Here is a 22,342-nt window from a genome sequence, read left to right as displayed (position 1 = left end):
TCGCCCGGCGCGGCCGTAGGGGCCGTGTTCCTGTCCCGTCATGGGACAGGTGACCCGGAGCGAGGCTGCGATGAGCACTCCCTTCACGCTGATCGAGGGCGGTCTGACGGGCGCAGTGAGCCTGCGGGCGGAGCTGCGCCATCCCTCCTCGCTGCGCGAGCCCGAGGTGGAGGCCTGGCGCAGCCTGATGGCCCGCGCCCTCGAGCCGAGCGTCTACGCCGATCCGGACTTCACCCTGACGGTGGCGCAGCACCTCGCCGACGGCCGGACCCTGGCACTGCTGCTGGTCTGGCAGGACGGCCTGCGCACGCCGACCTTACGCGGCGTGCTGCCGCTGCGGCTGCCGGCGCGCCAGGGCCTGGCCGGCCGCGCCCGGCTCTGGCGCCTGCCGCTCGCCGGCACTGCCGAGGCGGCGATCGATGCCGGCCACGCCGCTTCGGTGCTGCGCACCGCCCTCGACCATCTGCGGCTGTCGCGCTTGCGCCTCGTCGACCTGCACTGGCCGGACCTGCGGCCGGATTCGGGCCTCGCGGTCGCCCTCGGCGAGGCCGCGGGCGGTACCGGGCGCCGCCTGGCGGTCGCGGACCAGGCCGAGGCGCCGGCGCCCGAAACGGCTCCCCTGACCCTGCCGGCCGGGCGGACCTCGCTGGAGCGGGTGCGGGACCCGGCGCGCCTGCGCGACGCCGTCGAGCATTTTCTGGTACTGGATGCCCGGCGCGGCCCCGACAGCCTGCTCGCCGACCCCGCGACCGCCACCGCCTTCCGGGTGGTGACACGGCGCTTCGCCCATCGCGGCCAAGCCTGCGTCGATCTGGTGCGGCGGGACGGGGAGGTGGTGGCGGCGGCCGTCCACCTCGCGACCGGACGGCACGACACGATCTGGCGCCAGGCTGGCCTCTGCCTGGCGCAAGCGCCGGCCCTCGCGCCGGCACCCGCCCGCATCGAGGCCCTGGTCACGGTCGAGGCGTCGGGCGTCGCCCGTCGGACGCCGCAGCCCAGAACCCTGCGCCGCCTGATGCGCCTGCGGGCCTGACGGGTCCCGGCGAGCGGGGAAGGCCTACTCGTCCTCGCCGAAGCGGTTGGCGAGGAGGGCGGTGATCGCCTCCATGCAGGAATCCTGGTCGGGCCCGAGCGCCGTGACCCGGATGCTGGTGCCCTGCGCGGCCCCGAGGGTGAGCAGGCCCATGATCGAGCGCCCGCCCACCGTCTCGCCGCCCCGGCTCACCGTGACCTCCGAGCCGAATTTCTCCACCGTCTGCACGAACTTGGCGGAGGCCCGGGCGTGCAGGCCGCGGCGGTTGATGATCGGCAGGTCGCGGGCGCTCGCGCCCTCGGGAACCGGCGGCAACTCGCCGTCGGCATCGTCTGTGTCGGCAAAGGGCGTCATGGGTCGGGGCACCTGCTCGGATCCGGTGGGACGGGTTGTCGCCCGTCGTCCGGGTCTCGCGCGCGTTGTCGGGAAGCGTCCGGTCACGGTAACCGGGCTTCCGCAGAAAGCTAGAGCGGATGACGCGGGAATCGAGGGTACGGCCCCTCGGCCGTCCTGCCGGCGATCCTGCGGTGCAGGGCCTACTTGCCGGCGAGCACCCGCGAGGCGACGTTGATGTACTTGCGCCCCGCTTCCTGGGCGTGGAGCACCGCCTCGCCCAGGGATTCCTCGTCGCGCACGCTGGCGAGCTTGATCAGCATCGGCAGGTTGATGCCGGCGACCACCTCGACCGAGCCGCCGTTCATGCAGGAGAGGGCGAGGTTCGAGGGCGTGCCCCCGAACATGTCGGTCAGCACGACGACGCCCTCGCCGGTATTCACCCGGCACACCGCCGACATGATGTCCTTGCGACGGACCTCCATGTCGTCCTCGGGGCCGATGGTGATCGTCTCGAGCTGCTCTTGCGGCCCCACGACGTGCTCCAGCGCGGCTTTGAATTCCGTCGCGAGCAGGCCGTGGGTGACGAGCACCATTCCAATCATCGACACGAGTTCCGACGCCCCGTTGGAGCCGAGCCGCCATTTTGTGCAGCGCAAAGGCGAGCGCAAGAGCAATGCGGCGAAATCCGCATCAATCGGTCATCATCATGACACGGAGGCGGCGCCAACGCCACAACACCGTTGCGGCCCGGCCGGGGTCCGGCGGCAGGATCGTTCTGGGAAGCGCCACCCCCCGGAGAAGAACCGTCTCGTCGGCGGCCTCGGGCATCCGCGGGGCCGCCTCGGCGAGGTCGACGACGAGCCGCAGGATCGCCGAAGGCACCGTGGCGTCAACGGGTTGCAGGCCCAGCCCGCGGATCTCCAGGAGGCCGGCCAGCGCCGGGTGCGGGGCGGCGACGAGGCGACCGTGCCGCGGCGTCAGGGTCACGCGGTCGTCTCCCACCAGGGCAGCGAAGACGCCCGAGATAGCGCCGAGCCCGATCAGGTCACGGACCAGGGTCGATTTGCCGCTCCCCGCCGGTCCCCGGATCAGGACCCCATCCTCGCCGAGCACGACGCAGCTGGCGTGGACGGCCCCCATCCCTCAACGGCTCTGGGCCGGGATGCGGACGATGAAGCGGGCGCCGAGCAAGGCCGGCTCGCCGTCTTCGCCCAAGGCCCCGAGGCGGTTCTCGGCCCGGATCGTGCCGCGATGGGCCTGGACGATCTGGCGCGAGATCGAGAGGCCCAGCCCCGAATTCTGCCCGAAGCCCTGTTCCGGCCGGTCGGTGTAGAAGCGCTCGAAGATCCGCTCCAGGGCGTGGGGCGGGATGCCCGGCCCGTCATCCTCGACGGTCAGCTCGACGGCGTTGCGCCGCCGCCGCAGGGCCACCCGGACGCTCGCGCCCTTGGGCGAGAACGAGCGGGCATTGTCCAGGAGGTTGTTGACCACCTGGCCGAGCCGGCTGTCGTGGCCGAGGATCGCGAACGGGTCGTCGGTGCCGGACGGCGCCGGCTCGACGGTGAGGTCGATCGATGCGTCGCCCCGGCGCCGGCGCTCGTTGGCCACCGACACCACCGTGGTGATGAGCTTCTTCAGATCGACGCGGCCCGCCTCGGCCCGGGCCAATTCGGCATCGAGGCGCGAGGCGTCGGCGATGTCGCTGATCAGCCGGTCGAGGCGCTTCACGTCGTGCTGGATCACCTGCATCAGCCGGCCGCGGGACTCGTCGGTCTTGGCGAGCGGCAGGGTCTCGACGGCGCTGCGCAGCGAGGTGAGCGGGTTCTTCAATTCGTGCGACACGTCCGCCGCAAAGTTCTCGATCGCGTCGAGGCGGCGGTAGAGCGCCTGGGTCATGTCCCGGAGCGCACCCGAGAGATGGCCGATCTCGTCGGTGCGCCGGGTGAAGTCGGGGATCTCCTGGCGCGACTTGATGCCGGTGCGGACCCGCTCGGCGGCCTCCGCCAGCCGCCCGACCGGGCCGACGATCTGGCCGGCGACCAGCATCGACAGCACCACCATCACGAGCGCCGCGATGATGAAGACCTGCAGCAGCGAGAAGCGCTCGGCTGCGATGATCTTGTCGATGTCGCCTTCCTGGGTCGAGAGCAGCAGGGCGCCCCGCACGGTGCGGCCGCGCTGGATCGGCACCGCCACCGACACGATGGTCTCGCCTGGGCCGTTGCGGCGCACCAGCGTGCCGCGGGCACCGGCGAGCGCGCGCTGTACCTCCGGCAGGGTGCGCCCGTCCGCCGGGCCCGGCTCGTCGGCCGACGAGGGCCGGCCGAGGCCCGGGATGTGCGTCCGCACGGCGTTCCAGGCCTGCTCGATCAGGCTCGGGCGCTCCTTATGGGCCGGCGGCGGCTCGCGGCTGAGATCGCCCCTTATGTAGAGGCCGCGCGAATCGATCAGCATCGTGCCGTCGCGGTCGTAGACCCGGGCGCGGGTGCCGGTCGGCGTGATGAGGCGGCGCAGGAGCGGGGCCACCCGTTCCGGGTTGAGGGAGAATTCGAGACCCGAGGGCGCCTCGTCGCCGAAATTGCCGCCTTCGCCGGCCTGGAGCTGGAGCAGGCGGTCGGGATCGATGGTGATCGCGTCGGTATCGACGGTCGCCGAGGCCGCGATGGCGCCGGCGATGATGTCTCCTTGAGTCAGCAGGCTCTGCACCCGGGCCTCGATCAGGCCCTGGCGGAACTGGTTGAGGTAGAGGAAGCCGATCAGGAGCGCGATCAGCCCGGCGAGGTTCAGGACCACGATGCGCCGGGTCAGGCTCGAGGCGAAGCGCTGCGCGATCCAGCGCCGCACCGTCCGCGGGCCGAACGGCTCGCGCGCGGCCTCGGCGTCGGGGTCGATCTCGCTCGACGGTTTCACGGGTGAGGATTTCACGGGCGAGCCGCCGAAGAAGCGGCCGGTGCCGCCGAGGAGACGGCGCACGGCGCCGCGGGCCGATCCGTCGCTCACGCGATCACATCTCTGGAGTCCGACGATCCGAAGGTCAAGTGTCTTACATTTCCTTGAAGCGGTAGCCGACGCCGTACAGCGTCTCGATCATGTCGAAGCTGTTGTCGGTGACCTTGAACTTCTTGCGCAGGCGCTTGATGTGGCTGTCGATGGTGCGGTCGTCGACATAGACCTGATCGTCGTAGGCCGCATCCATGAGCGCGTTGCGGCTCTTCACGACGCCGGGGCGCTGGGCCAGCGCCTGGAGGATCAGGAACTCGGTCACGGTCAGCGTCACCGGCTCGCCCTTCCAGGTGCAGGTGTGGCGCTCCGGGTCCATCATCAGCTGGCCGCGCTCCAGGGAGCGCGCCGCCGCGGCCTCCGCCTCCTTGGCCGAGGCGCCGGGCCCCGCCTCCTTGGCGGCGAAGCGGCGGAGCACCGCCTTCACCCGCTCGACCAGGAGACGCTGCGAGAACGGCTTCCGGATGAAGTCGTCGGCGCCCATCTTGAGGCCGAACAACTCGTCGATCTCCTCGTCCTTCGAGGTCAGGAAGATCACCGGCAGGTCGGATTTCTGGCGCAGGCGGCGCAACAGCTCCATCCCGTCCATGCGCGGCATCTTGATGTCGAAGATCGCGAGGTCGGGCGGCGAATGCTTCAGGCCGTCGAGGGCGGAGGCGCCGTCGGTATAGGTCTGGATCCGGTACCCCTCGGTCTCCAGGGCGATCGACACGGAGGTCAGGATGTTGCGGTCGTCATCGACGAGGGCGATGGTCGGCATGGGCATTCCCTGGGGCGCGGGCGTCGCCCGCAGGACATACCGGCCCTGCTGAACGCAACCCGACTGGACCCGGTTCCGGGGTCAATCTCGTGTGTCGCGGCCCCTCCTGCCAATAAAGGCTGGACAGTGGCCGCGACGCCACGATTCTGTCTCCCTTAAGGCCATCCCGCCGAAAAAGCGAGCACCCGTGGCGAGGCCGCCACAGATGGGCCCGGATTTCGGGTCCGCGCGCCGCGGCGTCGCGCGGCCTGGACGGGCCTGCCTGCCATCGCCAAGGTAGATCGCGAGACGCGCGAGGCGAGGGGGGAGACCGCATGGCCGAGGCAGACAGGAAGCAGGCCGCGCCGCTGCCGGCCGCCGAGGCGCCGTTCGACGCGATCGGCCTCGCCAAGTCGCTCCTGCGCAAAATCCGCTCGGGGGCGCTCGCCACCCTGGAGCGGCAAGGGGAGCATGAAGGCGGGGCGCCCTTCGCGTCCCTCGTCACCGTGGCGACGGATGTCGACGGGACGCCGCTCCTGCTGCTGTCGCGCCTCTCGGCCCATACCCTCAACCTGGAGGCCGATCCGCGCTGCTCGCTGCTGCTCTCCCAGGGCGGCAAGGGCGATCCGCTGGCCCATCCGCGCCTGACCGTGACGGGGCGCGCGGAGCGCAGCGCCGAGCCCCGGGCGCGGGCGCGCTTCCTCGCCCGCCACCCGAAGGCCGCGCTCTACGCCGACTTCCCCGACTTCGCGTTCTTCCGGCTGGAGGTCCGGGCCGGGCACCTCAACGGCGGCTTCGCGAAGGCCGCGACGCTCACGGCAGGCGAACTCCTCACCGATCTCACCGGCCTCGAGGCGCTCGCCGAATCCGAGCCCGGCGCCGTCGCCCACATGAACGAGGACCACCTCGACGCCGTCGCGCTCTATGCCACGCAGCTCGCCGGCGAGGAGCCCGGGCCGTGGCGCCTGACCGGGTTCGACCCGGAAGGGCTCGACCTGATGGCCGGCGAGCGCACCGCCCGGGTCCCGTTTCCGGAGCGGCTGGCCGGCCCCGCCGCCTTGCGCCCCACCCTGGTGGCGATGGCCGCGCAGGCGCGGGCCACCCCCGTCCCCTGACACAAAGTCCGGCTTGTCACCGCCGATTCGCGCGAATTCGATTGAACCGCGAAGGTTCGCCACCTACTAAAGCACCCCACCGAGGCGACTTGATCGGCCTCGGCGCGGAGGCGCGCGACCTGCTACGACAGCATCGGTCGCCGGATCCGGCGCAAGGGTTAAGTCAATCGGCCCGATCCGGACCGGCTGCCGGCCGTGGTTCCAGAGGTCGGCGCCAGGAGGAACGGGCGTGAACGACATCGGCGTATTCAACGAGGCGTTCGGCGCCGCCAAGATCGGCCTGCGCAACCTCAAGCGCGTCAACTGGAACCTGGAGGCCCCGAGCCTCTACGAGCACGCGCTGCAGCGCGGCGAGGCGCAGCTGGCCGCCGGCGGCGCCCTGGTGGCCGAGACCGGCATCCATACCGGCCGCTCGCCCAAGGACAAGTTCGTCGTCCGCGACGCCGACACCGAGAACGAGGTGTGGTGGGAGAACAACGGCGGCATCACCCGGCCCCAGTTCGAGACCCTGCTGGAGGACTTCCTGGCCCATGCCGAGGGCAAGGAACTGTTCGCCCAGGATCTCGTCGGCGGCGCCGAGGCCGGTCATCGGGTCCGCACCCGGGTCTTCACCGAATATGCCTGGCACTCGCTGTTCATCCGCAACCTGCTGATCCGGCCGGAGCGCGAGACCCTTGCGACTTTCGAGCCGGAGCTGACCATCATCGACCTGCCGAGCTTCCGCGCCGATCCGGCCCGGCACGGCTGCCGCAGCGAGACCGTCATCGCGGTCGATTTCTCGCGCAAGATCGTGCTGATCGGCGGCACGTCCTATGCCGGCGAGATGAAGAAATCGGTCTTCACCTACCTGAACTACGTGCTGCCCAAGGCTCACGTGATGCCGATGCACTGCTCGGCCAATGTCGGCCACGAGGGTGACTCGGCCCTGTTCTTCGGCCTGTCGGGCACCGGCAAGACCACCCTGTCTTCCGATCCCAACCGCGTGCTGCTCGGCGACGACGAGCACGGCTGGAGCCCGAAGGGCATCTTTAACTTCGAGGGCGGCTGCTACGCCAAGACCATCCGCCTGTCGAAGGAGGCCGAGCCCGAGATCTATTCCACCACCGAGCGCTTCGGCACCGTGATGGAGAATGTCGTCATCGACCCGGTCACCCGCCTGCCGGACTTCGACGACGCCTCGCGCACCGAGAACACCCGCTGCGCCTACCCGCTGCCCTTCATCAGCAATTCGAGCGCCACCGGCCAGGCCGGGCACCCGAAGAACATCGTCATGCTGACCTGCGACGCCTTCGGGGTGCTGCCCCCGATCGCCAAGCTGACCGGCGCCGAGGCGATGTACCACTTCCTCTCGGGCTACACCGCCAAGGTGGCCGGTACCGAGAAGGGGCTGAAGGGCCCGGAGGCGACCTTCTCGACCTGCTTCGGCGCGCCGTTCATGCCGCGTCACCCCTCGGTCTACGGCAACCTGCTGCGCGACCTGATCGCCCGTCACCACGTCGATTGCTGGCTCGTCAACACCGGCTGGACCGGCGGCGGCGTCGGCACCGGGCGACGCATGCCGATCCGTGTCACCCGCCGGCTGCTGACCGCGGCGCTCGACGGCTCGCTCGCCAAGGCGGATTTCCGCCGCGACCCGTATTTCGGCTTCGCGGTCCCGACCTCGGTGCCGGGTGTCGAGCCGCACATCCTGTACCCGGTCAAGACCTGGCAGGATAAGGCGGCCTTCGCCGCGACCGCCAAGAGCCTGGTCGAGATGTTCCAGAACAACTTCAAGCGCTTCGAGGCCCATGTCGACGCCGACGTGCGCGCCGCCGAGCCGACCATGTCGATCGCGGCCTGATCTTTTTCAGGTTTCGATCATGCGAGGGCCCTTCTCCCCGGAGAGGGGCCCTTTCTCGTTGTATAAGCCCTAACGAAGAAACTCAGGGAGGAGCGGCCGATGATGGTGCTCGTCGTCGGTGCCGGCGTGGTCGGCCTCGCGATCGGTCGGGATCTGGCTCTGCGCGGTCACGAGGTGATCGTGGCGGAGGCGGAAGGCGGCATCGGGACCGGCGTGTCCTCGCGCAATTCCGAGGTGATCCATGCCGGGATGTACTACCCGACCGGTTCGAGCCGGGCCCGCCACTGCGTCGAGGGACGGCGCCGGCTCTACGCCTTCTGCGCGAGCCACGGGGTCCCGCACGCCAAGATCGGCAAGCTGATCGTCGCGGCGACCGAGCCGGAGGGCGCCAAGATCGCGGCGATCCACGCGCAAGGGGTCGAGAACGGGGTCGAGGGCCTGTCGCTCCTCGACGGCGCGGAAGCGAGGCGCCTGGAGCCGAACCTGACCTGCAATGCCGCGCTCCTCTCGACCGAGACCGGCATCGTCGACAGCCACGCCCTGATGCTGGCGCTGCAGGGCGACATCGAGGGGGCGGGCGGCGCGCTCGCCTTCAACACGCCGATCGACCGCCTCACCCGCTCGCCCGACGGGTGGGTCGCCCGCTTCGGCGACGATGAGCTCACGGTCGATGCCGTGGTGAACGCCGCGAGCTTCGGCGCGCAAGGCCTTGCCCGGGCGACCGAGGGCTATCCCGAGACCCGGGTGCCGCGGCTCGTGCTCGCCAAGGGCAATTATTTCGGCTGCACCGGCCGGCCGGCCTTCTCGCGGCTGATCTACCCCGCGCCGGTCGAGGGGGGCTTAGGGATCCACCTCACCCTCGATCTCGCCGGGCGGATGCGCTTCGGCCCCGACGTCGAGTGGATCGACGCCCCCGACTACGAGGTCGATCCCGGCCGCGGTGCCCTGTTCTACGCCGCGATCCGCCGCTACTGGCCCGCGCTTCCCGACGGCGCGCTGGTGCCCGACTATGCCGGCATCCGCCCGAAGCTGTCCGGTCCGGGGGAGGGGGCGGCCGACTTCCTCATCGACGGCCCGGCCGAGCACGGGCTGCCGGGGCTCGTGCATCTCTTCGGCATCGAGAGCCCGGGGCTGACCTCGAGCCTGTCGCTGGCGGAGGATGTGGCGGACCGGTTGGGAGCGTGAGGTTCGCTGCCATGGCCGGCAATGGATGACGTGTCGCCACGGGCACTTGACGCTGACGCTTATCGCACCGCCAATAGGCGTCAATGCGTTGACGTTTCGACGTCTGAACGACATCGCGGAGGCCCCCATGGCCGTACAATTCACCGAATCCTGTGCGCCCGAGCAGGACAAGAATGCGGACAAGCTCACGCTGAGATTGTCGGCTGATAACAGGCAGATCCTCGAATGGATCGCGAGCCGTTACGGCAATATCACCCTCTCGGAGGCCGTCCGTCGCGCGCTTGGGACCGAAAAGTTTCTCCTTGAGCAGAAGGAGCGGGGTGCGTCGATCCTGATTCAGGAAAGCGATGGGCGCATAAAAGAGGTCGTGTTCCGCTGATTTCGGTCGGCGGATCACTTCCTCTGGCTGAAATAGAAACCCATCGCAGTCCCGTAGACGCCGAACAATCCGGGCAGGATGATAGACAAGATATCTTTTAACGCTGCTGTCCTGTCCGGAAATGCCACCACCAGGCCGATCGCCGAGATGGAAAGCAGAACGATCGCGTAGGTCAGATGGATGGTGACGCGCTGGCGAAAACCCTCATGTCGGCGTTCCAGAACGTCGGGAGCGATGGCCATCTTGTCGACCTCGACCAGATTCGGTCGCTGCCCCGCATCGCTGTTGTCTCTTTCCACGGTTCGATCCCTGCGTCATCTCGCGACTGAGATTATGCCGAAGCCGGAGTGATAGTCACTTCGCTGTAGCGAGCCGGCGGGAACGGGGCTGCTGCCGACCGCTGCCGATGAGGCGCGCCGTGGAACGTGTCGCGTGCGTCCGGCCGCCGTCTTGGCGCGGCGGGGTGCCGCTGCTATCTCCCGTCGACTCTTATCCCCACCGCCGTGCGCCCCGCGCATCGCCGCGCCTGCGCGCCGGAGACAGCCTCACGATGACCGCGTCCCCCATCGACAACATCCGCAACTTCTCGATCGTCGCCCATATCGACCACGGCAAGTCGACGCTCGCCGATCGGCTCATCCAGATCACCGGGGCGGTCGCGGCGCGCGACATGAGCGAGCAGATGCTCGACTCGATGGACATCGAGAAGGAGCGCGGCATCACCATCAAGGCGCAGACCGTGCGCCTGGAATACAAGGCGCAGGACGGGCGCGACTACGTCCTCAACCTGATGGACACTCCCGGCCACGTCGATTTCGCCTACGAGGTGTCGCGCTCGCTCGCCGCCTGCGAGGGCTCGCTGCTGGTCGTCGACGCCTCCCAGGGCGTCGAGGCGCAGACGCTGGCCAACGTCTACCAGGCCCTCGACGCCAACCACGAGATCGTCCCGGTCCTCAACAAGATCGACCTGCCGGCGGCCGAGCCCGACCGGGTCAAGGAGCAGATCGAGGAGGTGATCGGCATCGACGCCAAGGACGCGGTGCCGATCTCGGCCAAGACCGGCCTCAACATCGAGGCGGTGCTGGAGGCGATCGTCACCCGGCTGCCGCCGCCGAAGGGTGACCGGTCGGCGCCGCTCAAGGCGCTGCTGGTCGATTCGTGGTACGATGTCTATCTCGGCGTCGTGGTGCTGGTGCGCATCGTCGACGGCGTGCTCAAGAAGGGCATGACGATCCGCATGATGGGGGCCGATGCGGCCCACGGCGTCGAGCGCCTCGGCGTGTTCCGGCCCAAGATGCAGGACGTGTCGGAACTCGGTCCCGGCGAGGTCGGCTTCTTCACCGGCTCGATCAAGGAAGTCGCCGATACCCGCGTCGGCGACACCATCACCGAGGACAAGCGCAAGACCAAGGAGGCGATGCCGGGCTTCAAGCCGGTGCAGCCGGTGGTGTTCTGCGGCCTGTTCCCGGTCGACGCCGCGGATTTCGAGAATTTGCGCGGCGCGATGGGCAAGCTGCGCCTCAACGACGCCTCGTTCTCCTACGAGATGGAGACCTCGGCCGCCCTCGGCTTCGGCTTCCGCTGCGGCTTCCTCGGGCTCCTCCACCTCGAGATCATCCAGGAGCGGCTGGAGCGCGAGTTCAACCTCGACCTGATCTCGACCGCGCCGAGCGTGGTCTACCACCTCAACATGTCCGACGGGGAGAAGAAGGAGCTTCACAACCCGGCCGACATGCCCGATGTGATGAAGATCGACACGATCGAGGAGCCGTGGATCCGCGCCACCATCATGACGCCGGACGAGTATCTCGGCGGCGTCTTGAAGCTGTGCCAGGACCGGCGCGGCGCGCAGATCGACCTCAACTACGTCGGCAAGCGCGCCATGGTGGTGTACGACCTGCCGCTCAATGAGGTGGTGTTCGATTTCTACGACCGGCTGAAGTCGATCTCGAAGGGCTACGCCTCGTTCGACTACCACATCTCGGATTACCGCGAGGGTGATCTGGTGAAGATGTCGATCCTGGTGAATGCCGAGCCGGTCGATGCCCTCTCCATGCTGGTCCACCGCACCCGTGCCGAGAGCCGCGGCCGCGCCATGTGCGAGAAGCTGAAGGACTTGATCCCGCGCCACCTGTTCCAGATCCCGGTCCAGGCGGCGATCGGCGGCAAGATCATCGCCCGCGAGACCATCCGGGCCCTGTCGAAGGACGTCACCGCCAAGTGCTACGGCGGCGACATCTCCCGCAAGCGCAAGCTCCTCGACAAGCAGAAGGAGGGCAAGAAGCGCATGCGCCAGTTCGGCAAGGTCGAAATCCCGCAGGAAGCGTTCATCGCCGCCCTGAAGATGGATACCTGATCGGGTCTTCGGCCTACCCCTCCGGTACGAAGAAGGCGCGCCACCCGGCCGGGTGGCGCGCCTTCTCTGCGTCGGGGCGGGGTCGAGCGATCGTGCCGGGTCTACATGCCCGGCTCGTTCGGACCCGGACGGCGGCGGGTGTGGGGGACGGAGCCGCCCTGGGGCCGCATCGTCGCGATCACCGGGTTCGGCTCGTGGTCCATGGCGGCGCCGGTATAGGCGTCGACGCCCATGCCGATGATGCCCCCGGCCAGCACGTTGCCGGCGAAGCCCGCCGCGCCCTTGCCGACGATCTTCGTCCGCACCGGGATCGAGTGCGGCTGGTAGCCGGGCTTGGTGAAGGTCGCGACGAATTCGTCCGAGCGCTCGATGTCGAGCGTGCACGGCGTGACCGGGCACGCATACTTCTTGTCCGTCGTCATCGCCGCGCCCGACGGAATGGAGACGAACGACACCGGCTCCGTCGTGCCCCGGACGATGCTGCCGCAGGCGCCGACACCGACCGCCATCAGGACGGCCGCACTGATCTGCTTGATTGACATGATGCCCCCAGATTCGCCTCTTCGGGCGATGTCCGAGATAGACGTGACGCCGCGTCGGCAATCAAGATCGCACTTGAGGTTTTCACGAGACAACCGTGAGAGTTGCCGATTTGACACGCTCTGTCATATCGCCGGAGCGATCTGTTCTTTGATCTAACAGAGCGCGCCTGGTTCTCGACTGGGGTGGGGCAGGAGCCTGATCGGTTCCGGCCCTCTCCCGGATGGGCGTGGCCTCGCGCCTCGGGCGGCCACCGTCCCGTCGCCACCGACGCCCTTGTCGCCCGCCGGTCCGCCGTGGCATGACGGGTCCCCTTCGACATCGTGGGCCGCTCGCCGCGGCCGGGATGAGACGACCGTGTCCGTGCTGAGCCTGAAGCCCCGTTCCGAGGATGTCGACGCGCTGATGCGCGAGATCGGCCGGCGCGCCCGCGCCGCCTCCCGCCGGATGGCTCTGGTCCCAGGCCCGGTGAAGGATGCCGCCCTGCGCGAGGCCGCCGCTTGCTTGCGCGATGCGAGCGCGGCGATCCTGGCGGCCAACGCCGCCGACCTCGCCGACGGGCGCGCCAAGGGCCTGACGCCCGCCTCCCTCGACCGCCTGGCGCTCGACGCCGCCCGGATCGAGGGCATCGCGGAGGCGCTTGAGAGCATCGCCGGCCTGCCCGATCCGGTCGGGCGGGTGCTCGCCACCTACGAGCGGCCGAACGGCCTGACGATCGAGCGGGCGGCGACGCCGCTCGGCGTGGTCGGGGTGATCTTCGAGAGCCGTCCCAACGTGACGGCGGATGCCGGGGCCCTGTGCCTGAAGGCCGGCAACGCCGCGATCCTGCGCGCCGGCTCGGAGAGCCACCGCAGCGCCACCGCCATCGCAGCTGCGATGATCGAGGGGCTGACCCGCCACGGCCTGCCGGCCGACGCGATCCAGCTCGTACCGACGACGGACCGCGCGGCGGTCGGCGCCATGCTCACCGGCCTCGACGGCGCGATCGACGTGATCGTGCCCCGCGGCGGCAAGAGCCTGGTCGCCCGGGTGCAGGACGAGGCGCGGGTGCCGGTCTTCGCCCATCTCGAGGGGATCTGCCACGTCTTCGTGCACGAAGCGGCCGACCTCGAAATGGCGCGCGCGATCGTGCGCAACAGCAAGCTGCGCCGCACCGGCGTCTGCGGCGCCGCCGAGACCCTGCTCGTCGACCGCGCCTGCGCTGGCACCCATCTCACGCCCCTGGTGGCCGACCTCCTGGAGGCCGGCTGCGCCGTGCGCGGCGACGCGGCGGTGCAGGCGGTCGATCCCCGGGTGACGCGAGCGACCGAGGAGGATTGGCGGACCGAGTATCTCGACGCGATCATCTCGGTCCGGGTGGTCGACGGGCTGGACGCCGCCATCGACCACATCGAGACTTACGGCTCGCACCACACCGAGTCGATCCTGACGCGGGATCGGGCGGCGGCCGAGCGCTTCCTGGCCGAGGTCGATTCGGCGATCGTCGTCCACAACGCCTCGACGCAGTTCGCCGATGGCGGCGAGTTCGGCTTCGGCGCCGAGATCGGCATCGCCACCGGGCGGATGCATGCCCGCGGCCCGGTCGGCGTCGAGCAGCTCACCACCTTCAACTACCGGGTCCGCGGCACCGGGCAGATCCGCCCGTGACCGCCTGACGACGGGAGCCTCGGGGAACGCTCCCGTGATCGTGCGCCTGCCGCCCCTCGCGCCGGGCCTCCGGGTCGGCCTCTATGGCGGCTCGTTCAACCCGGCCCATGCCGGCCACCGGCATGTCAGCCGGCTGGCCCTGCGGCGCCTCGCCCTCGATCGGGTGTGGTGGCTGGTGAGCCCCGGCAACCCGCTGAAGGACCGCAGCCACCTGCCCGAGGCGGCGGCCCGCGCCGCGGGCGCCCGGGCGGTGGCGGCCGATCCGAAGATCGCCGTCACCGACTTCGAGGCGGGGCTTGGCGAGGGCCGCCTAGGGATTCGCTACACCATCGACACCCTGCGCTGGCTGACCCTGCGGCACCCGGAGGTCCGCTTCGTCTGGATCATGGGGGCCGACAGCCTGGCGAGCTTCCACCGCTGGAAGGGATTTCGCGAGATCGCCGCCCGGATGCCCTTCGCGGTGATCGACCGGCCGGGCTACACGCTGAAGGCCATGGCCTCCCCGGCCGCCCGCCTGCTCGCCGCCTCCCGCATCGGCGAGGCCGCCGCCCCGACCCTGGCCGACCGCGCGCCGCCCGCCTGGGTGTTCCTGCACGGACCGCGATCGAGCCTGTCCTCGACGGCCCTGCGTGCCGGCGCCGCACCGAGGCGACAGGGCGCGACAAATCGGGATTAATGCTGGACGCGCTTGAAAAACCGCCTTCTGTTCGCCACTGTCTTCGAACAATGGCATCGGCACCGCGTAGGCCGCGGGCAATTTCGTCTCGTGGCGCCACAGGGTGCCTTCATCGACAGGGGCCGGCACTGAACGACGCAGTCTCTCACGAAGCTCAGGACAACGAGCTTCCCGCTGACGCCCAGGCGCAGGACTCCAGGCAAGGGTCTGGGAATGCGGCGCCCGAGGCCGCGGATATGAGGTCGGTTGCCCTCGCCTGCCTCGAGGACATGAAGGCCGAGGAGACCGTCGAGATCGATCTCGCCGGCAAGACCTCCATCGCCGACGCCATGATCATCACCTCCGGCCGCTCGCAGCGCCACGTCGGCTCGATCGCCGACAAGGTGATCCAGGAGTTCAAGAGCCGCGGCTTCGGCAATCCCCGGGTCGAGGGCATGCCGGCCTGCGACTGGGTGCTGATCGATGGTGGGGACATCCTGGTCCACATCTTCCGGCCCGAGGTGCGCCACTTCTACAACCTCGAGAAGATCTGGGGCGCCGACCGGCCGAAAGATCAGACGGCCCACCGCCTCGCTGGCTAGTCGCTCGAAAACCCTGGCAACGGACACGCCGCCATGCGGCTCGCCCTCGTCGCGGTCGGCCGCCTCAAGCGCGGTCCCGAACGCGACCTCGCCGAGGAATATCGGGGACGAGCCGACGCGCTCGGCCGTGGCCTCGGCTTTTCTGCCGTGCAGCTCACCGAGATCCCGGAGAGCCGGGCCCGGCGCGCGCCGGACCGCTGCGCCGAGGAGGCGGGCGCGATCCTGGCGGCGGTTCCGCCCGGCGCCGCCCTGGTGGTCCTCGACGAGGGCGGCAAGGCGGTGACGAGCCTCGGTTTCGCCGAGCAGGTCGGCGCCTGGCGCGACGGCGGCCGGCCCGGTCTCGCCATCGTGATTGGCGGCGCCGACGGCCTCGATCCTAGTGTCAGGGCCAGGGCGGACCTGGTCTTCGCCTTCGGCGCCGCCACCCTGCCGCACGGCCTCGTCCGGGTCCTGGCCCTCGAGCAGCTCTACCGGGCCATGACGATCCTCTCCGGCCACCCCTATCACCGCGGCGCCCCGTGACCCGAGCGCTCCTCCCCGCGACCGCCCTCTTGCTGACCGCCGCGAGCCTCGCCTGCGCCCAGACGGCGCCGGGTCCAGCATCCGATACCGTGGCGCAAGATCCCGTGGCGAAGGCCCAGGCCGAGAAGGAGCGGAAGGCCGAGAGCCTGCGGGCGATCGAGACCGCACTCCAGGCGAGCGCCGAGACCAAGGCCAAGCTCGAGCGCGAGGTCGCCGAGATCAAGGGCGACGGCGCCCGCCTCAACCAGGCCCTGATCGACGCCGCCCGCAAGGCGCAGGAGGCCGAGAGCCGCATCTCCGAGCTGGAAGGGCGGCTCCAGTCCATGGCGGCCGGCGAGACGGCCTTGCGCCGCTCGCTGGAGGCCCGCCGCGGCGTCATTGCGGAAGTCTTGGCCGCGCTCCAGCGCATGGGCCGGCGCCCGCCGCCGGCGGTGCTGGTGCGGCCGGAGGACGTGCTGGCGGCGATCCGCACCTCGATGCTGCTCGGCGCGGTGGTGCCCGAATTGCAGGGCGAGGCCGAGACCCTGGCCGGCGACCTCGCCGAGCTGGTGCGCCTGCGCGGCCTCATCGCCGCCGACCAGGAGACCCTGCGCGGCGACATCAAGGGCTGGGCCGCCGAGCGCCAACGCCTCAGCGCCCTCATCAGTGCCCGACAGGCCCGCCTCGGCGAGGCGGAGAGCGGGCTCAATGCCGAGCGGGAGCGGGCGACGGGACTTGCCGGCCAGGCCCGCAGCCTCAAGGACCTGGTCGACCGCCTCGACGGCGACCTCGCCAATGCCCGCCGGGCCGCCGGCGCGGCGAAGGAGGCGGCGGAGGCCGAGAGCCGGGAGACCCGCGAGCGCTTCGCGGCGGCGGCCCTGCGCGATCCGGCGCGGCTCGCCCCCAAGGTTCCCTTCCCCCAGGTGCGCGGCCTGGTGCCGCGCCCGGTGAGCGGCGAGGTGGTGCGGACCTTCGGCAGCCCCGACGGGGCCGGGGGCACGAGCCGCGGCATATCGCTCATGACCCGCCCGCGCGGCGTCGTTTCCTCTCCGGCCGACGGCTGGGTGGCTTACGCGGGGGCGTTCCGCTCCTACGGACGTCTCTTGATCATCAACGCGGGCGACGGCTACTATCTCCTCCTGGCGGGCATGGACCAGATCAACGTCGAGGTCGGTCAGTTCGTGCTAGCGGGGGAGCCGGTCGCCGTCATGGGAGACACGGGCTCCGCACCTTCGGCGGGAGCCGGTGGGCGGAACGATCCCGTCCTGTACGTCGAGTTCAAAAAAGACGGTGGCTCCATCGACCCGGATCCTTGGTGGGCCAAAGGGTCAAGCGAGAAGGTTCGCGGATAATGCGCAAAGTTTCCCTCGTCCTGTTCGGAGCCATGTTGGGCGCCGGGACGGCCACGGTGGCGACCCAGACCCACCTGCTCTCGAGCACGAGCGCCGTTGCCGCCTCGGCCGAGACCTACCGCCAGCTCAGCCTGTTCGGCGACGTCTTCGAGAAGATCCGCACCGACTACGTCGAGAAGCCCGACGAGGGGAAGCTGATCGAGGCGGCCGTCAACGGCATGCTGACCTCGCTCGATCCGCATTCGAGCTACATGGACGCCAAGAGCTTCCGTGACATGCAGGTGCAGACCAAGGGCGAGTTCGGGGGCCTCGGCATCGAGGTCACGATGGAGGACGGCCTGATCAAGGTCGTCACCCCGATCGACGACACGCCCGCCGCCCGCGCCGGCCTGCTGGCCAACGACATCATCACCCAGATCGACGGCGACCAGGTCCAGGGCCTGACCCTCAACCAGGCCGTCGACAAGATGCGGGGGCCCGTCAACTCGCCGGTGAAGCTCAAGATCACCCGCAAGGAGGCGAAGGACCCGCTCGAGGTCACGCTCAACCGCGACCTGATCCGGATCAAGCCGGTCCGCTCGCGCACCGAGGGCGGCGATATCGGCTATATCCGCCTGACCCAGTTCAACGAGCAGACCTATGACGGCCTGAAGGCCGCCGTCGACAAGCTCTCGAGCGAGATGCCGGGCGACAAGCTCAAGGGCTTCATCATCGACCTGCGCAACAACCCGGGCGGCCTGCTCGACCAGGCGGTGATGGTCTCCGACGCCTTCCTCGACCGCGGCGAGATCGTCTCGACCCGCGGCCGCAACCCGGACGAGACCCAGCGCTTCTCGGCCAAGTCCGGCGACCTGACCAAGGGCAAGCCGATCGTGGTGCTGGTCAATGGCGGCTCGGCCTCGGCCTCCGAGATCGTCGCCGGCGCGCTCCAGGACCACAAGCGGGCGACCGTGCTCGGCACCCGCTCCTTCGGCAAGGGCTCGGTGCAGTCGATCATCCCGCTCGGCGGCAACGGCGCCCTGCGGCTGACCACCGCGCGCTACTACACCCCGTCGGGCCGCTCGATCCAGGCCAAGGGCATCGAGCCGGACCAGGAGGTGCTGCAGGACGTGCCCGACGACCTGAAGGGCAAGGACGAGACCAAGGGCGAGGCCGGCCTGAAGGGCCACCTCAAGCAGAAGGACACCGAGGAGCGCGGCGGCTCGTCGGCCTACGTCCCGCCGGACCCGGCCAAGGACAAGCAGCTCATCGCCGCGGTCGACTTCCTGCACGGCGTGCAGAAGGGCGCGGCCAACACCGCCAAGAGCACCGACAAGCCCACGGACCCGAAGCCGAACTGATCGGCTGACGTCCTGCGGCGCTCTTAACGCCGCGTTTACCGCGAAGGCCCGCAATGCCGGTAACGACCGGCGCTGCGGGCCTTCCGCTTTTTTGGCAGCGACACGGTCGCGGGACCTCACGACCGTGCCGCTCGCGTCCGACACCATCCTGACCCGTCCCCTCGGGCTGAGGGACGAAGCGACCGCGCGCCTCCAGCACTGGCGCGCCGCCCTGCGACCCCGCGTGGTCGCTGCCGCCTGCTTGGGCGCGAGCGTCCTGGCGCTCGCCGCCTTCCTGGGTTTCGGCGACGATCCCCTCGCGGGCGAGCCCTACGCCGTTGCGACGGTGGAGTTGCGGGCGCCCAGCACCCCGGTGCCGGAACCGGCAGTCCCGCTCCGTCCCGATCCGGCCAGCCGCAGCGCCGGCGAGGTCGAGCGGGCTTCGGGTGTCTCGGTGACCCGCCCGGACGGCACCGCCGCGCCGGATTCGGTGGTGATCCGGGTGCCGGGCAACGGACCGATCCAGCTTTCACCCGCCCCCGATCCGCGTCTGTCCGAGCGCGGCCGCTACGGCACCCTGCCGAAGATCGGCCCGGACGGCGCCCGGCCCCTCGACGTCTATGCCCGCCCCGAGGCCTCGGGACTCGAGCGGGGCGGGGCGGTGGCGGGCCGCATCGCGCTCGTGGTGTCGGGCCTCGGCATCGGCCAGGCGGCGACCCAGGACGCCGTGCAGCGCCTGGCCCCGGCGATCTCCCTGGCCTTCGCCCCCTACGGCGCCGACGTGATCCGCAGCGCCGCCCGCGCCCGCGAGGCCGGGCACGAGGTGCTGGTCCAGGCGCCGATGGAGCCGTTCGACTACCCCGACAACGATCCCGGGCCGCAGACCCTGCTGGCAGGCTCGAAGCCCGCCGAGAATCTCGACCGCCTCGCCTTCGTGCTCGCCCGGGTGCCGGGGGCGGTGGGGGTGATGAACTTCATGGGCGCGCGCCTGACCAGCGAGAGCGCTGCCCTGGAGCCCGTGCTGCGCGAGATCGGCGGGCGCGGCCTCGGCTTCCTCGACGACGGCACCTCGCCGCGCTCGCTCGCCCGCGAGATCGGCCGCAAGGCCAAGGTGCCGGTGGCCCGGGCCGAGATCGTCGTCGACGCGGTGCCGCGCCCGGATGCCATAGACCGCGAGCTTGCCCGCCTGGAGGAGGCGGCGCGCAAGTCCGGCTTCGCGCTGGGCTCGGCCACCGCCCTGCCGCTCTCCATCGACCGGATTGCCCGCTGGTCGCGCGACCTCGAATCCCGCGGCATCCTGCTGGTCCCGGCGAGCCGGGCCCTGCGCGCCGGCTCCTGATCCATCTCGAATTTTCGATGCCGGGTCGCAGGCTTGACGACACTTCGAGAACGGCACCAAAGGTCGTTTTCCACGACCGTTGGTCTGACCCGTCGGTTTCGCTCCCGCAGCATTTTCCCGAAGTGTGAGGTCCCCTTCACGGGAAATTGCTCTAAGGTCGCCCCATGGCATCGATCCACCGTTCCGAGGCCGCGCTGGCCAGCCTTCCCTACCGGCCTTGCGTCGGCATCGCCCTGTTCAACCGCGACGGGCTGGTCTTCGCCGGCCACCGGCGCCACGATTCCGGCGATCTCGGCGCCCATGCCTGGCAGATGCCGCAGGGCGGCATCGACGAGGGCGAGGCACCCCGGGACGCCGCCCTGCGCGAACTCTACGAGGAGACCAGCGTCGCGCCCGCCTCGGTGCGCTTCCTCGCCGAGGCGCCGGGCTGGTACTCCTACGACCTGCCGACCTTCGCCGCGGGCAAGCCCTGGAAGGGGCGCTTCCGGGGCCAGACCCAGAAGTGGTTCGCCTTCGCCTTCGAGGGCGACGAGCGCGAGATCGACATCCTCCGGCCGGGCGGCGGCGCCCACAAGGCGGAGTTCGACGGCTGGCGCTGGGAGCCGCTGGCCAACCTCGCCGCGCTGGTGATCCCGTTCAAGCGCCCGGTCTACGAGCAGGTGATCGCCGCCTTCGCCCATCTCGCGCGACCGGCGTGACCGGCCTCGTGCGTCCGTCCACCGGCAACGACGCATGACGCGCTGGTGGCTCGCGGGCCTGGCGATCCTGCTTCTGTGGATCGGCTATGGGGCCTCGCCCTATCTGGCGCTCTACCGCATCTCGCAGGCGGTGCAGGCGCATGATGCGGCGGCCCTGGAGCAGCGGGTGAACTTCCGCACCCTGCGGCTGTCCCTGACCAAGCAGGCGCTGGCCGCGGCGGTCGACGCCATCGCGGCCCGCCGCGACCTGTCGTCCCGGGAGCGCACCATCCTGACCGAGGCGAGCGGCGCGCTGGCCGGGCCGCTGGTCGAATCCCTCGTCACGCCCGAGACCCTGATCGACCTCCTCGACGACGGCTGGCCGGTGCGCGCCGGCCTCGCCCGCGACGGCGGCCCCCGCGAGACGGCCCCCGGCGACACGACGGCGACCTTCCCCGAGGCACCCAAGGGCAAGGACGGTCTCGGACTTGGCCTTCATGCCTCGACCCTCGGCCAACTCTTCGCCCTGTTCCGCTCTGCCGAGCCGCGGGGCTTTCGCGGCATGGTGGTGAGCTACCCGCCGGACCGGCCGATCGAGAACCGGTTCCGCCTTCGCCTGCGCCTGCGCGGCTGGACCTGGCGCCTCGTCGACCTCGAACTGCCCGGGGCGTTGCGCGAGCGCATCAGCCAGCGGCTCACCGGGGCGATGCAGCGCTGAGGCGCGCGATGCGGAACCCCGCCCTTGTGAGGGACCCCACCCTTGATGAGGGACCTCACCCTTGATGAGGGACCTCTTGCCCCTCATATCCCGAGATGGGCCGGCGGAGTTGCGGTCGGCCCCGACGGGCGCTGCGGATGCGGGCCCGGACAGCCTACGAAGTGCCTCCGCAACAGGGCTTCGCCGACATCATGACGCGTCCTTCGCCGTTCGGGCACCCGTTCTTGCTGGGCTTCGACGAGATCGAGCAGGCGCTCGACCGCGTCGCCAAGGCCGCCAACGACGGCTACCCGCCCTACAACATCGAGCGCCTGCCCCGCACCGAGCGCGAGCCGGAGCGGCTGCGCATCACGCTCGCGGTGGCCGGCTTCACCCGCGACCAGCTCGACGTGACCCTGGAGGAGAGCCAGCTCATCGTCCGCGGCCGGCAGGCCGACGACAAGAGCCGGACCTTCCTGCACCGGGGCATCGCCGCCCGGCAGTTCCAGCGCGCCTTCCTGCTCGCCGACGGCATGGAGGTGCTGGGGGCCGACCTGTCGAACGGTCTCCTGTCGATCGACCTCGCCCGGCCCGAGCCGGAGCGCATCGTGCGACGGATCGACATCGGGGCGCGCGACGGCGACTGATCGTCCCCATCTATCCTTAACCCACCGGTCGGCGGGCCGCTTCGGGGCCTCAAGCCGATCACCGTCCTGCTGCCTTTCAGAGGAGGGCGCATCATGTCCGACACCACCCGGAACCTCGACGTCACGCTCGATCCCAGCGCGCTGGCGGCCCTCGGCGAGGGCCACGTGGCCTATATCCGCGCCATGCGCTCGGAGGAGGTGAAGCGCCTCTTCCCCGAGGCCCCCGACCTGACCCCCGGTCTCGACCTGTTCGCCGTGCTCTCGGCGAGCGGCGCCCCGATCCTGCTCACCGACAGCCGGGATGCGGCTTTCGCCAATGCCTGGGCGCACGACCTCCAGGCGGTCAGCGTCCATTGAGCATCCATCGGGGTGCTCGACGCTGA

The 22,342-nt window shown here is 70.3% G+C and carries 24 protein-coding genes; 17 read left to right on the top strand and 7 right to left on the bottom strand.

What is annotated here, in order from left to right; all coding sequences use genetic code 11:
- Positions 1 to 70: 70 nt before the first annotated feature.
- A complete protein-coding gene (locus HBB12_RS29425) occupies positions 71 to 1,033 on the top strand; it encodes a GNAT family N-acetyltransferase (RefSeq protein WP_236992606.1) in 963 nt (320 codons plus the stop codon).
- A 24-nt stretch (positions 1,034 to 1,057) separates the two neighbouring features.
- Here HBB12_RS29425 and HBB12_RS29420 read toward each other — a convergent pair whose 3' ends face one another.
- The 5 genes from HBB12_RS29420 to HBB12_RS29400 all read right to left on the bottom strand — a co-directional run bounded on the left by HBB12_RS29420 (position 1,058) and on the right by HBB12_RS29400 (position 5,129).
- Complete coding sequence (locus tag HBB12_RS29420; protein ID WP_236992605.1) at positions 1,058 to 1,387, bottom strand: HPr family phosphocarrier protein; 330 nt, start codon at positions 1,385 to 1,387, stop codon at positions 1,058 to 1,060.
- 182 nt (positions 1,388 to 1,569) lie between these two features.
- Complete coding sequence (locus HBB12_RS29415) at positions 1,570 to 1,971, bottom strand: PTS sugar transporter subunit IIA (protein ID WP_012330218.1); 402 nt, start codon at positions 1,969 to 1,971, stop codon at positions 1,570 to 1,572.
- An 88-nt stretch (positions 1,972 to 2,059) separates the two neighbouring features.
- The gene (locus HBB12_RS29410) at positions 2,060 to 2,509 is read right to left on the bottom strand and encodes an HPr kinase/phosphorylase (protein ID WP_236992604.1); all 450 of its coding nucleotides are present in this window, start codon (positions 2,507 to 2,509) and stop codon (positions 2,060 to 2,062) included.
- Between the two features lie 3 nt (positions 2,510 to 2,512).
- Entirely contained in the window at positions 2,513 to 4,261 is a 1,749-nt protein-coding gene (locus HBB12_RS29405) for a sensor histidine kinase (RefSeq protein WP_442919384.1), read from the bottom strand.
- 151 nt (positions 4,262 to 4,412) lie between these two features.
- Positions 4,413 to 5,129, bottom strand: coding sequence for a response regulator transcription factor (locus HBB12_RS29400; RefSeq protein WP_236992603.1), 717 nt, complete (start codon positions 5,127 to 5,129; stop codon positions 4,413 to 4,415).
- 314 nt (positions 5,130 to 5,443) lie between these two features.
- Here HBB12_RS29400 and HBB12_RS29395 point away from each other — a divergent pair, with 314 nt between their 5' ends.
- The 4 genes from HBB12_RS29395 to HBB12_RS29380 all read left to right on the top strand — a co-directional run bounded on the left by HBB12_RS29395 (position 5,444) and on the right by HBB12_RS29380 (position 9,627).
- On the top strand, positions 5,444 to 6,223 hold the full coding sequence (locus HBB12_RS29395; protein ID WP_236992602.1) for a HugZ family pyridoxamine 5'-phosphate oxidase: 780 nt from the start codon (positions 5,444 to 5,446) through the stop codon (positions 6,221 to 6,223).
- 229 nt (positions 6,224 to 6,452) lie between these two features.
- On the top strand, positions 6,453 to 8,063 hold the full coding sequence (locus tag HBB12_RS29390) for a phosphoenolpyruvate carboxykinase (protein ID WP_236992601.1): 1,611 nt from the start codon (positions 6,453 to 6,455) through the stop codon (positions 8,061 to 8,063).
- Positions 8,064 to 8,162: 99 nt separating this feature from the next.
- Positions 8,163 to 9,248, top strand: coding sequence for an NAD(P)/FAD-dependent oxidoreductase (locus HBB12_RS29385; RefSeq protein WP_236992600.1), 1,086 nt, complete (start codon positions 8,163 to 8,165; stop codon positions 9,246 to 9,248).
- Positions 9,249 to 9,375: 127 nt separating this feature from the next.
- Positions 9,376 to 9,627 (top strand): hypothetical protein, encoded by a 252-nt coding sequence (locus HBB12_RS29380; RefSeq protein ID WP_236992599.1) that lies wholly within the window; start codon positions 9,376 to 9,378, stop codon positions 9,625 to 9,627.
- A gap of 14 nt (positions 9,628 to 9,641) precedes the next feature.
- Here HBB12_RS29380 and HBB12_RS29375 read toward each other — a convergent pair whose 3' ends face one another.
- Positions 9,642 to 9,926 carry a hypothetical protein gene (locus tag HBB12_RS29375; protein WP_236992598.1) on the bottom strand — a complete coding sequence of 95 codons (285 nt, stop codon included), beginning with the start codon at positions 9,924 to 9,926 and terminating at the stop codon, positions 9,642 to 9,644.
- Positions 9,927 to 10,177: 251 nt separating this feature from the next.
- On the opposite strand from HBB12_RS29375, the gene lepA reads away from it, so the two are divergent.
- On the top strand, positions 10,178 to 11,983 hold the full coding sequence (gene lepA / locus HBB12_RS29370; RefSeq protein WP_236992597.1) for a translation elongation factor 4: 1,806 nt from the start codon (positions 10,178 to 10,180) through the stop codon (positions 11,981 to 11,983).
- 101 nt (positions 11,984 to 12,084) lie between these two features.
- Here lepA and HBB12_RS29365 read toward each other — a convergent pair whose 3' ends face one another.
- Complete coding sequence (locus HBB12_RS29365) at positions 12,085 to 12,525, bottom strand: translation initiation factor 2 (protein WP_236992596.1); 441 nt, start codon at positions 12,523 to 12,525, stop codon at positions 12,085 to 12,087.
- A 355-nt stretch (positions 12,526 to 12,880) separates the two neighbouring features.
- Here HBB12_RS29365 and HBB12_RS29360 point away from each other — a divergent pair, with 355 nt between their 5' ends.
- The 11 genes from HBB12_RS29360 (at position 12,881) to HBB12_RS29310 (ending at position 22,316) form a co-directional block, all read left to right on the top strand.
- Positions 12,881 to 14,170, top strand: a complete 1,290-nt coding sequence (locus tag HBB12_RS29360) for a glutamate-5-semialdehyde dehydrogenase (protein ID WP_236992595.1) — start codon at positions 12,881 to 12,883, stop codon at positions 14,168 to 14,170.
- A gap of 34 nt (positions 14,171 to 14,204) precedes the next feature.
- Positions 14,205 to 14,846, top strand: a complete 642-nt coding sequence (locus HBB12_RS29355; RefSeq protein ID WP_236992594.1) for a nicotinate-nucleotide adenylyltransferase — start codon at positions 14,205 to 14,207, stop codon at positions 14,844 to 14,846.
- Between the two features lie 269 nt (positions 14,847 to 15,115).
- Positions 15,116 to 15,427 carry a ribosome silencing factor gene (rsfS, locus tag HBB12_RS29350; RefSeq protein ID WP_442919383.1) on the top strand — a complete coding sequence of 104 codons (312 nt, stop codon included), beginning with the start codon at positions 15,116 to 15,118 and terminating at the stop codon, positions 15,425 to 15,427.
- A 33-nt stretch (positions 15,428 to 15,460) separates the two neighbouring features.
- Complete coding sequence (gene rlmH, locus HBB12_RS29345; RefSeq protein ID WP_236992592.1) at positions 15,461 to 15,949, top strand: 23S rRNA (pseudouridine(1915)-N(3))-methyltransferase RlmH; 489 nt, start codon at positions 15,461 to 15,463, stop codon at positions 15,947 to 15,949.
- Positions 15,946 to 17,280, top strand: coding sequence for a murein hydrolase activator EnvC family protein (locus HBB12_RS29340; protein ID WP_236992591.1), 1,335 nt, complete (start codon positions 15,946 to 15,948; stop codon positions 17,278 to 17,280). The genes rlmH and HBB12_RS29340 overlap by 4 nt, the downstream gene beginning before the upstream one ends.
- On the top strand, positions 17,280 to 18,620 hold the full coding sequence (gene ctpA / locus HBB12_RS29335) for a carboxyl-terminal processing protease CtpA (RefSeq protein ID WP_236992590.1): 1,341 nt from the start codon (positions 17,280 to 17,282) through the stop codon (positions 18,618 to 18,620). The genes HBB12_RS29340 and ctpA overlap by 1 nt, the downstream gene beginning before the upstream one ends.
- 124 nt (positions 18,621 to 18,744) lie before the next feature.
- The gene (locus tag HBB12_RS29330) at positions 18,745 to 19,938 is read left to right on the top strand and encodes a divergent polysaccharide deacetylase family protein (protein ID WP_236992589.1); all 1,194 of its coding nucleotides are present in this window, start codon (positions 18,745 to 18,747) and stop codon (positions 19,936 to 19,938) included.
- Positions 19,939 to 20,102: 164 nt separating this feature from the next.
- Entirely contained in the window at positions 20,103 to 20,636 is a 534-nt protein-coding gene (locus tag HBB12_RS29325) for an RNA pyrophosphohydrolase (protein ID WP_236992588.1), read from the top strand.
- A gap of 34 nt (positions 20,637 to 20,670) precedes the next feature.
- Complete coding sequence (locus HBB12_RS29320) at positions 20,671 to 21,333, top strand: DUF2939 domain-containing protein (RefSeq protein ID WP_236992587.1); 663 nt, start codon at positions 20,671 to 20,673, stop codon at positions 21,331 to 21,333.
- Positions 21,334 to 21,524: 191 nt separating this feature from the next.
- Positions 21,525 to 21,959: an Hsp20 family protein gene (locus HBB12_RS29315; RefSeq protein ID WP_060848394.1), complete on the top strand. Its 435-nt coding sequence runs from the start codon at positions 21,525 to 21,527 to the stop codon at positions 21,957 to 21,959.
- Positions 21,960 to 22,052: 93 nt separating this feature from the next.
- The gene (locus HBB12_RS29310; RefSeq protein WP_236992586.1) at positions 22,053 to 22,316 is read left to right on the top strand and encodes a BQ00720 family protein; all 264 of its coding nucleotides are present in this window, start codon (positions 22,053 to 22,055) and stop codon (positions 22,314 to 22,316) included.
- The last annotated feature ends 26 nt before the right edge of the window (positions 22,317 to 22,342 follow it).

Origin of the sequence: Methylobacterium sp. SyP6R, from assembly GCF_019216885.1 — a bacterium.
Lineage (GTDB): Bacteria > Pseudomonadota > Alphaproteobacteria > Rhizobiales > Beijerinckiaceae > Methylobacterium.
The sequence above is the reverse complement of the archived record's forward strand: the minus strand, read 5'-3'. Positions and strand labels throughout refer to the sequence as shown.